This window comes from Microbacterium sp., from assembly GCF_003248605.1.
Lineage (GTDB): Bacteria > Actinomycetota > Actinomycetes > Actinomycetales > Microbacteriaceae > Microbacterium.
The window spans coordinates 1-6857 of the sequence record NZ_QFPF01000126.1; the positions used below are offsets into that span (position 1 = coordinate 1).

8 protein-coding genes are annotated in these 6857 nt (G+C 69.1%); 5 read left to right on the forward strand and 3 right to left on the reverse strand.

The genetic code is table 11. The annotated features are described in order from the left end of the window. Positions 1 to 168: 168 nt before the first annotated feature. Both DI573_RS13205 and DI573_RS13210 read right to left on the reverse strand, forming a co-directional pair. Entirely contained in the window at positions 169 to 1422 is a 1254-nt protein-coding gene (locus DI573_RS13205; RefSeq protein ID WP_363331370.1) for an MFS transporter, read from the reverse strand. Between the two features lie 470 nt (positions 1423 to 1892). Beyond that, positions 1893 to 2648: an NAD(P)H-binding protein gene (locus DI573_RS13210; protein WP_292815173.1), complete on the reverse strand. Its 756-nt coding sequence runs from the start codon at positions 2646 to 2648 to the stop codon at positions 1893 to 1895. Positions 2649 to 2801: 153 nt separating this feature from the next. On the opposite strand from DI573_RS13210, the gene sigJ reads away from it, so the two are divergent. After that, positions 2802 to 3749 (forward strand): RNA polymerase sigma factor SigJ, encoded by a 948-nt coding sequence (gene sigJ / locus DI573_RS13215; protein WP_292815180.1) that lies wholly within the window; start codon positions 2802 to 2804, stop codon positions 3747 to 3749. Positions 3750 to 3769: 20 nt separating this feature from the next. Here sigJ and DI573_RS13220 read toward each other — a convergent pair whose 3' ends face one another. Then, positions 3770 to 4036 carry a 2TM domain-containing protein gene (locus DI573_RS13220; protein WP_292815182.1) on the reverse strand — a complete coding sequence of 89 codons (267 nt, stop codon included), beginning with the start codon at positions 4034 to 4036 and terminating at the stop codon, positions 3770 to 3772. A 99-nt stretch (positions 4037 to 4135) separates the two neighbouring features. On the opposite strand from DI573_RS13220, the gene DI573_RS13225 reads away from it, so the two are divergent. The 4 genes from DI573_RS13225 to drmD all read left to right on the forward strand — a co-directional run. After that, the gene (locus DI573_RS13225; protein ID WP_292815183.1) at positions 4136 to 4276 is read left to right on the forward strand and encodes a hypothetical protein; all 141 of its coding nucleotides are present in this window, start codon (positions 4136 to 4138) and stop codon (positions 4274 to 4276) included. 331 nt (positions 4277 to 4607) lie between these two features. Then, positions 4608 to 5024, forward strand: a complete 417-nt coding sequence (locus DI573_RS14765; protein WP_363331371.1) for a hypothetical protein — start codon at positions 4608 to 4610, stop codon at positions 5022 to 5024. A gap of 87 nt (positions 5025 to 5111) precedes the next feature. Next, the gene (locus tag DI573_RS13235; protein ID WP_292815187.1) at positions 5112 to 5339 is read left to right on the forward strand and encodes a hypothetical protein; all 228 of its coding nucleotides are present in this window, start codon (positions 5112 to 5114) and stop codon (positions 5337 to 5339) included. 72 nt (positions 5340 to 5411) lie between these two features. Then, a partial coding sequence (gene drmD, locus DI573_RS13240; RefSeq protein WP_292815189.1) for a DISARM system SNF2-like helicase DrmD occupies positions 5412 to 6857 on the forward strand: 1446 nt, incomplete at its 3' end.

Sequence of the window (6857 nt, forward strand, 5' to 3'; positions counted from 1 at the left end):
CCCGGCAAGCGAGCTCGTCGACCTGGCGCTCGACGACGACTCCTGGACAGTGCTCATCGCCGAGGTGCGCGCGCGCCGCGCAACCGGTCCCGACGGCGAGGACGCGACTCTCGATGACACCGTCGTGATGCTTCGGCGGCACTGAGCCCTACTCGTTGACGGTGTTCCTCAACGACCGCGCGGGCGCCGCGGCTCATCGAGGCCGAGATGCACGCGGGTGCGGCGCCGTTCGAGCGAGATGAAGATCGCGCCGACGATCCACAGCGGTATCTGGGTGAGGAAGGCGATGCGGAAGGCGTCGAGCGTGTAGGTGTCGGGCGTGCCCGCTCCCTGCAGGTCGAGCGCGAGTCCGATGAGGAAGATCGCGATCAGCCCCGCGAGGAATCCGCCCGAGTTCGTGATGCCGGTCGCGGTGCTGAGTCGGTGGCTCGGGTTGTGCGTGCGGGCATGGTCGAACGCGATCATCGACGCGGGGCCACCGAGCGCGAGCGCCACGACCAGCGCGTACAGCAGCCACAGCGGCGCGGGCCCGGACCAGGCGATGACCGCGAGCCAGGCCGCCATCTGCACGGCGATGGTGGGCAGGACGAGCCCGCGAGAGCGGATGTGCGGCAGCCGGCTCGAGAGCTGCCCCATGAAGGGTCCGATCAGGATGCCCACGAGCACGAGCGTCGTCATCAGCAGCGCTGCCTCGCCCTGGGTGCGCCCCTCGCCGACCGTGAGGAAGGGCACGCCCCACAGCATGATGAAGGCGGTGCCCGCGAACGGCGTCGTGAAGTGCGACCAGAACGCCAGGCGCGTGCCGGGATGCGACCACGCCGCGCGGATGCCCACCCGCGTGTCGACCGCCGAGGTCACGACCCGGATGGCGCCGGTCGACGTGTCGACCGAGACATCCGCCGCGCGCTCGGGTGGATGGTTGCGAATCAGGGCGAACACGAGCACCGCGAACAGCACGCCGAGACCCGCGACGCTGCCGAAGGCGATCGTCCACGACGTGGCGTGCAGCAGGGCCGCGAGCGGGATCACCGAGACGATCTGCCCGAGCTGGCCGAGGATGCCGGTCATCTGCACCATCACGGGGCCGCGCTGAGCGGGAAACCACGTGGCGATCAGACGCAGCACGCTCGGGAAGACGGCAGCGTCGCCCGCGCCCAGCAGCAGGCGCGCGGCGATCGCGATGCCGACGTTGGGCGAGAACGCCATTGCAAGCTGCCCGACCGCCATCAGCACCATGCCGATCGTCATGATGGGCCGCGCGCCGTACCGATCCAGCAGCAGCCCGACGGGGATCTGCATCGCCCCATAGATGCCCAGCTGCAGCACGGCGAACATCGACAGGGTCGAGGCGTCGGCGTCGAACCGCTCGGCCGTGTCGACCCCGACCGCCGACAGCGAGGTGCGGTTGGTGACCGCGAGCATGTAGGCCGCGACGCCGACGCCCCAGATCAGCCACGCGCGCCACGGCGGTGACGAGATTGCGGTGTGCGGCACGGGGTCCCAGCGGTGGTGGCGGCGGTGATTGCGGCGGTGTCCATCCAGACTATCCAGGCGCGGGATGCTGCGCTTCGGGCCCGCGCCGGGCCCGCGCCGGGCCCGCGCGCCGTACGCGCGGCCGCGCGCGCCGCCCCCGTGCCGCGCGCGCCGTACCTGCGGCCGCGCGCGCCGCCTCCGTGCCCCGCCCCGGCCCGCGCCCCACCCTCGTCGGGTCACGGGCACGCGGCCCACCGGTCTCGAACCCACATTTTTGCAGCAACCCCACATGCGTCGTCTGGTGGCTCGCTGCAAAAATGTGGGTTCGGCATCCCGACCGCGCCGGCCGCCCCGACCGCGGCGACGCGGCACCGCGGCGACGCGCCCATCAGCCCACCGGGGAGGGGCGGCCCGCCGGGTCAGGCGGGGCGGGCGTGATCCTCACTGCGCAGCCAGTCATCGAACGTGACCGTGCCGCGGAGCGCACCGCCACCCCCACGCAGCGACCCCGAGGCGAGCCCGCGCCCATACGATCCGGGCAGCCGGACCTCGAGCACGCGCCGCCGGATGCCGTCGAACGCCAGCTGTCGGCGGGCGAGATCGGCGAGCTCTTCGTCGCGCGGACCGACAAGATCCGGCGCCCGACCGATGGGGCCCGCCTCGGCGAGCGCGACGAGGTGCGTTCCGATCTCGCGCGCCGCGACGGGACGCATGAGGGTCCGGGGCATGACGGCGATCGGCCCGCGCGAGGCCGCCAGCAGCTGCCCCGCGAACTCGTGGAACTGCGCGGCTCGGGCGATCGTGTACGGCACGTCCCCCGCGGCGACCGCCCGCTCCTGCGCCAGCTTGCCGGCGTAGTACGACGCGTCGATGTCGTCGATGCCCACGATCGACAGCGCGACGTGGTGACCGACGCCCTTCGCCTTCTCGGCCACCATCAGGTTGCGCGTGGCCGTCTCGAAGAAGGTGCGCGACCGACTCGCCGACAGCGTGAACGTGTTCGTGACGTCGATGACAGCATCCACCCCGTCGAGCGCGGCCTGCGGCCCCTTGCCGGTGACGACGTCCGCGCCGCTGCGCCTCGTGATCAAGACGACGTCGTGTGCCGCCCCGCGCGCCGCCTCGGCGACGTGGCGTCCGACGGTTCCCGTACCGCCTGCAACCGCGATCCTCATGTGCGTTCGCCCTCGCTCTCGCGCGGCCTCCGAACGGCCGCTCCACTGAAACTGACGATGCACCCGGGCGATGTGTGAGGCGGCGTGCTCACATTCTGAGCACGATCGTCGTCAGAGTAGGCAGGAGCGCCCGTCGATCGCGAGGAGGATTCGATGACCGAGGATCTGGATGCTGTGCTCAGCGAACGCCGGATCCTGCTGTCGCTGGCGTACCGGATGACGGGCACCCTCGCCGATGCCGAGGACATCGTGCAGGAGACGTACGTGCGCTGGTATCGGCTCGGTGCGGACGAGCGTGCGGGGATCGAGAACGTCGGCGGGTGGCTGACTCGCACCGCGAGCCGCATCGCCCTGGATGTGCTCGGCTCGGCCCGGCGGCGGCGGGAGCGTTACATCGGGCAGTGGCTGCCCGAGCCGGTGTCCGCTGACCTGTTCGCGGGCACCGCGCCGGCGACGGGGGGCTCGGTCACCGCTGGCGCGCTGGCGGCGGATCCGCTCGAGCGGGTCACGCTCGATGACGCGATCAGCACCGCTCTGCTGATCGTGCTCGAGGCGATGACGCCCGCCGAGCGGGTGGCGTTCGTGCTGCACGACGTGTTCGGCATGCCCTTCGCGGAGATCTCCGACATCGTGGGGCGCTCACCCGCCGCCGTGCGCCAGCTCGCCGCGAGCGGCAGGCGACATGTGCGCGAGAGCCGGACGAGTCTCGTGCCGCGCGCTGATCACGATGCCGCCGTCCGCGCGTTTCGTGCGGCGAGCCAGACGGGCGACATCGACCAGCTCATGCGCGTGCTCGCGCCCGATGTTCAACTGCGCTCGGACGGTGGAGGCGTCGTCAACGCCGCCCCCAATGTCGTGGCCGGGGCGGATCGCGTCGCGCGATTCCTGCTGGGCATCGGCGCGAAGGACCCCGAGCTGGTGTCGGACGAGCAGCCCCTCGGCGACGGGCTCGGGCTGGTCATCCGCGTCGGCGAGACACCGATGGGCGTCATGAGCTTCCACGTCGAGGGCGGCCTCATAACCGACGTGTGGATCATGCTCAACCCCGCCAAGCTGACCGTCTGGCTGCCGACCCCGTCGGGTGCGATCCCGAACCGGTGACGGGTGCCGGGCCGCTCCGATCAGGAGAGGCGACGCATCTCGGACTGGATCTGCGACTCGCTCGGACCGCTGCGGCCGGGACCGAAAGCGCGGATGCCGGTGAACGCCACTCCGACGCCGATGCCCGCGATCGGCCAGATGGGCCAGAAGCCGCCCATTCCCGTGGCCAGCCAGATCACCACGAACAGCGCCGAGAGCACGAGCCACGTACCCAGCGCCGACCAGAAGTGCTGCTTCGCCTTGAGCCGCTGAACGGCGCGCGCCCTGAGGTCGTCCTCGTCAGTCATGGCTAGAGCATAGGGGGCGGCCGTCGTGCGACCACACCCGGTGCCGGCCGGCTTGCCCTGGCCCCGCATCGTGGCGTGCCGCCGCCATAGGCTGACGGGATGAATGCGCACGCAGCGAACCCACGGGCGTGCCCGACCTGCGGCGATGCGCTCACCTTCGAGATTCTCGACGATGAGCGGTTCCTCGTCGCGTGGTCGTGCCTGAACTGCGGTCTCATCCGCGCCACCGAGCCGGCCTAGCCGTCGTCGGAGCCTCAACGGGGCCAAGCGGCCGTGATATGCGTCGACCGCGCGATGCGAATCAGGCGTCGGAGAACGACGCCGCGAACTCGGCGATGGGCGGGATCGGCTGGATCACGTCGAGGAGAACGCCATCGGGGGCTAGGACGATGAAGTGGCGTTGGCCGAAGTCTTCATCTCGAAGCGGCAGCACCGGCACGAGACCGGTGCCCGCAGTGAGGCGCGCGTGCACGGCGTCGACGTCATCGACTTCGAGATTCACGACTATCCGACATTCGACTTCGATTAGGTCGACTTCGTCACGTCCGACACTCACTTCAGCCACGCCCGCATCAGCGAACTCGCCGATCGGCCGTACTCCACCGTCGACGAGATGAACGACGGACTTGTGCGGCGGTGGAACGACACAGTGTCGCCCGACAGTGTCGTCCTCCACCTTGGCGACGTAGCTCTCGGCCCGATCGAGGAATCTATCGCGCTCACCGCGCAGCTCAACGGGCGCCGGCTGCTCGTAGCCGGGAACCATGATCGCGTCGCGCCCGCGACCCAGTCGAAACGCGCGATCGAGCGGTTCCTGCCCATGTACGAAGCGGCGGGCTGGGAGATTCTCCCAGAGGTCATCGAGGGAAACCGCCACGGGTACAGGATCATTGCCTCGCACTATCCCTACGGCGGCGATAGCCAGGAACAGGATCGACACACGTCGCATCGCCCGCGCTGGGACGACGGCGTCCCACTGCTCCACTGACACACGCATGCTCGCGACCACGACGCCAACGGCCACCAGTTCCACGTCGGCGTCGACGCCCACGACTTCGCGCCGATCCCGTTCAGCGTGATCGACACCTGGATCCAGAGCCTGCCCGAAATCGAGACCCGCCTCCAGACAGCGATCCGCGAGGCGCGCGACCTCATCGCAGACCTCGACGACACGCCGGGGCCAGCGATGGACCAGATGTTCTACATGCAGGCCTACGACGTACTCCACATACAGCTCGGGGAGCTGCTCGACGCGCTCGGATCTGAAGGAAGAGAACCTGATTCAAACATTCGCGCGATCTAGGCCATTGAGTTCGGCGCCTCGCGATGTGAGAAAGTCGGTTGAAAGCCCCCGGCGATCAAGGAGTAAGCCCGCGTGTCAAGCACCACCACCGCCCCGCCGCTTCCCGAGCCCGGCCAGGTCGTCGAAGTCCGCGGGAGCATGTGGGCGGTCTCGAACGTCCAGACACAGGGACTGCCACGCAGCCCTGCTGACGACGCCGTCGCGCAGCTCAGTCATGTCGTCGATCTTCAGTCCCTCGACGAGGGCAGCCTTGGCGCACAGCTGAGCGTGGTGTGGGAGCTCGAAGTCGGCCACACGGTCACGCCCGCGCAGGGGCTTCCCGACCTGATCCACCCCAATGACTTCGACCCACCGGAAGTGCTCGCGGGCTTCATCGACGCGATGCGGTGGGGAGCCGTGACAAGCGCCGATCCGAACCGCTATCAGGCGCCGTTCTGGTCCGGTGTGAATGTCGAGGCATACCAGCTCGAACCGCTCCGCCGCGCGCTCGGAGCGCCGCGTGCGAACTTGCTGCTTGCTGACGATGTGGGCCTCGGCAAGACGATCGAGGCGGGCCTTGTCATCCAGGAGCTGTTCCTGCGGCACCGCGCCCGCACGGCCGTGATCGTGTGTCCGCCGAGCCTGTCGCTGAAGTGGCAGGACGAGATGCGGGAGAAGTTCGGCCTGGAGTTCACGATCGTGAACTCTGAGCTGATGGCTGAGGTCCGCCGCACGCACGGGCTTCAGGCCAATCCGTTCCATATCTTCCCGCGGGTGATCGTGAGCATGGCATGGTTGCCTCAGGTGCGGGCGCAGCGGCTGTTGCGCGACGTGTACGCGCAGGCGAACAATCCGAAGACCGGTAGTCGGTACGCGTTCGACGTCCTGGTCGTCGACGAGGCACACCATGTCGCACCGTCGAGCCCGTCGGCTATCGCCGGCGGGCGAGGGTATGCCGTCGACACCCAGCGCACGGTCGCCGTGCGCCACCTCGCCGAGAAGTGCGAGCACCGGCTGTTCCTGAGCGCGACGCCGCACAACGGCCACCCGGAGTCGTTCACCGCGCTGATGGAGATGATCGACCCCCGCCGCTTCGCCCGTGGCGCGAATCTCGACTCGACCGCGCTGAAGGACGTGACGGTCCGCCGCCTGAAGACCGACCTGGCCGGCAAGGGCTTCAAGAAACGCAAGGTCAGCATGATCCCGTTTGATCCGGCTGACGACGAGCAGAGGATGTTCGCCCTGCTCGATGAGATCGTGACGAAGAGCGCGAAGCTCAACGGCACGAGGCCAACCGGCGACATCGTGACGATGCTGCTGAAGAAGCGCTTCCTGTCAAGCCCGTTCGCGTTCGGGATGACGCTTAGCAACTACCTCGCCTCGAAGGCGGGTCGCGGGCTGTCCGAGGACGAGTACGACGACATCTTCGGCGAGGGTCAGGCTGACGAGGAAGAAGGCCTCTGGGAGCAGGACGAGTCGGAGAAGCTCCGCGAGTCGAAGGAGTCTGATCCGCTCAGCGCCGCCGAGCCCGGCCAGCTT